Below are 2,282 nucleotides of genomic sequence, written 5' to 3'. Positions count from 1 at the left end.
GTGTTAATGGGTAAAGGAGGTCATATTACAATGCCAAGCAGTTCGCTCCGGCCGGGCGTCGATTTTGGGGAAACCTATCTTTTATACGGCAAAATGCTTTATCGAATCGCAATGATTCACCTCGGAAACAAAGAGGACGCAGAAGAAGCCATGCAGGAAACATTTGCGAAATTGTTGTATAAATCACCTGAATTCAATGATCAGAATCATAAAAAGGCATGGCTCATAAGAGTCATCACGAACCAGTGCAAAAATATGTTAGGCAGCTTATGGCGAAGACGTGTAGTGAAGATGGAAGAAATGAATGATTTTTTTGAATCGGAAACGGATCGTACCGTTATGGATCATGTCATGGCATTGCCGTTTAAATTCAAAGCGGTTATTCACCTTTATTATTATGAGGATTACTCGGTCAACCAAATTTCAGACATTTTGCAAATTAGTGAGTCTGCAGTAAAGATGCGTTTGCAACGGGGAAGGCAGCGGTTAAAGCTGGAATTGGAAGGAGAACGATAATATGAATCACAAGGCGTACAAGCATGTGATGGATCAAATAGAGCCGGAGGCAGATTTACAGAATAGAATTGCTCAACAGCTGCTTCGTCAGAAACTAGCGAGTCCATTTCGAATCAAACGATTTCAATATATAGTGGGTAGTTTACTGTTGGTCGTTATCCTTGGATGGATAAGTGCAGATAGGTGGATGAGTGATAATAAACTTCTTATTGATATAACGGAGCCCATTGTACAAAGAGATCCAGTTGAACCTATAAACGACCCGAATGCAATTACGATTCCGAAAATAAAGCTTCCAGATCAATCAAATGCCATGGCTGATATGATCGGTCTAATCGTCTATAAAGGCAATATTTATACACAAACGCAAACTCGCATCTCTGCGGAAAATGCGAAGGAGCTGCGCGGCGAAAAGCTTGGACGTACAAAAGCTGGTATTGACGAGTGGAGCAAGCAAACAGATTATGTTGAACTAGCTTCAACGATAGGCGTTGCTGACATTTATTCCGTGAACGGATATGATAGTGATTTTAGAATTATGTCCTACCAAGAGCATGAGGGACAGATCTATGCTGAATTGTATGAACATCTAAATGGCATTACGATTGCGAGTGGCGAAGATTTAATAGGAAAAACGAAAGTAAAGGATCATATGGAATCAGTAAGATGGCAGGATTATAATAGCTGGAATTATAGCAAGCCGCAATTTAATAAGTTGCCAATCGATCAAACGCTTCATGTGTTCATGACAGCATTATATGATGCTAAGCCTATTGATGGGGATAAGCTGTACAAGGAAGGCATATACAACGAAGGTGCACAAAATCAGAAGGTTTTGTTCTTTAAGCTGGAGGATCAGACGGAAGTGCAGATGTGGTTGTTTAAAGGAAACTATGTGAAATATTCAAATGCACCTGTTTTTTTTCAGTTAGAGCCGGCAGCTTTCTCAGCGCTATGGGATCGTTTGCAATAAGGCAGCAAGTTTTTTGGTAATAAAATATCGACAATAAAGGTTGACCTTTCGTTGTTGCCGTACTATAATTCCGTAGACTATTAATAGCGTAAGAGCGATAAGCAGGAAACAAAATTTGTTTTCCATTAGGGTGGTACCGTGTGAATAGCCTCGTCCCTATCGTTAAAGATAGAGATGTGGCTTTTTTTGTCTTTTACATTTTTAAAAAAAGACATAATAAAAATAGACTGGATTGATTTGTATGCAAACATCAGCGCAATGGACATCGAAGATTGGTTTTATTTTATCCGCGGCAGGCTCTGCTATTGGAGTGGGCGCAATATGGAAACTTCCCTATGTTACGGGAATAAGCGGGGGAGGGGCATTTTTTCTCTTATTTATTTTATTCACTTTTTTTATGGGTTTCCCATTGTTATTAGCAGAGTTTGTAATCGGGAGAAGCACACAAAAAGAAGCGATAAGTGCTTATCGCAGCTTAGCTCCTCATAGCAATTGGCATTGGATCGGAAAGCTCGGGGTATCTACCTGCTTTCTTTTATTGTCTTTTTATAGCGTTATTGGCGGTTGGATTGTTATTTATTTTGCAAAAGGTTTGTTTGGTGGAATCATTAGTGAAGGTGCAAATTATGGAGCGGTCTTTAACGATACTATTGCTAATCCTATTTTAGTTATTGCGGCACAATTTGTATTTTTGGCTTTGACAGTTGTTGTAGTGGCAAAAGGGATACAAAATGGGATTGAAAAGGTGAGCAAAATTTTGATGCCAGCTTTATTTGTACTCTTTATCGTACTC

At 39.4% G+C, this 2,282-nt stretch carries 3 protein-coding genes; all 3 read left to right on the top strand.

Annotated elements, in window-relative coordinates; translation table 11 throughout:
• On the top strand, positions 1–516 hold a 516-nt coding region (locus AB4Z17_RS33155), incomplete at its 5' end, for an RNA polymerase sigma factor (protein WP_441964684.1).
• 1 nt (position 517) lies between these two features.
• On the top strand, positions 518–1,489 hold the full coding sequence (locus tag AB4Z17_RS33150) for a hypothetical protein (protein ID WP_441964682.1): 972 nt from the start codon (positions 518–520) through the stop codon (positions 1,487–1,489).
• 241 nt (positions 1,490–1,730) lie between these two features.
• A partial coding sequence (locus AB4Z17_RS33145; protein ID WP_441964680.1) for a sodium-dependent transporter occupies positions 1,731–2,282 on the top strand: 552 nt, incomplete at its 3' end.

Origin of the sequence: Paenibacillus sp. TAF43_2 (assembly GCF_052113545.1) — a bacterium.
Taxonomy (GTDB): Bacteria; Bacillota; Bacilli; order Paenibacillales; family Paenibacillaceae; genus Pristimantibacillus.
This window is presented reverse-complemented; position numbering and strand designations above follow the sequence as displayed.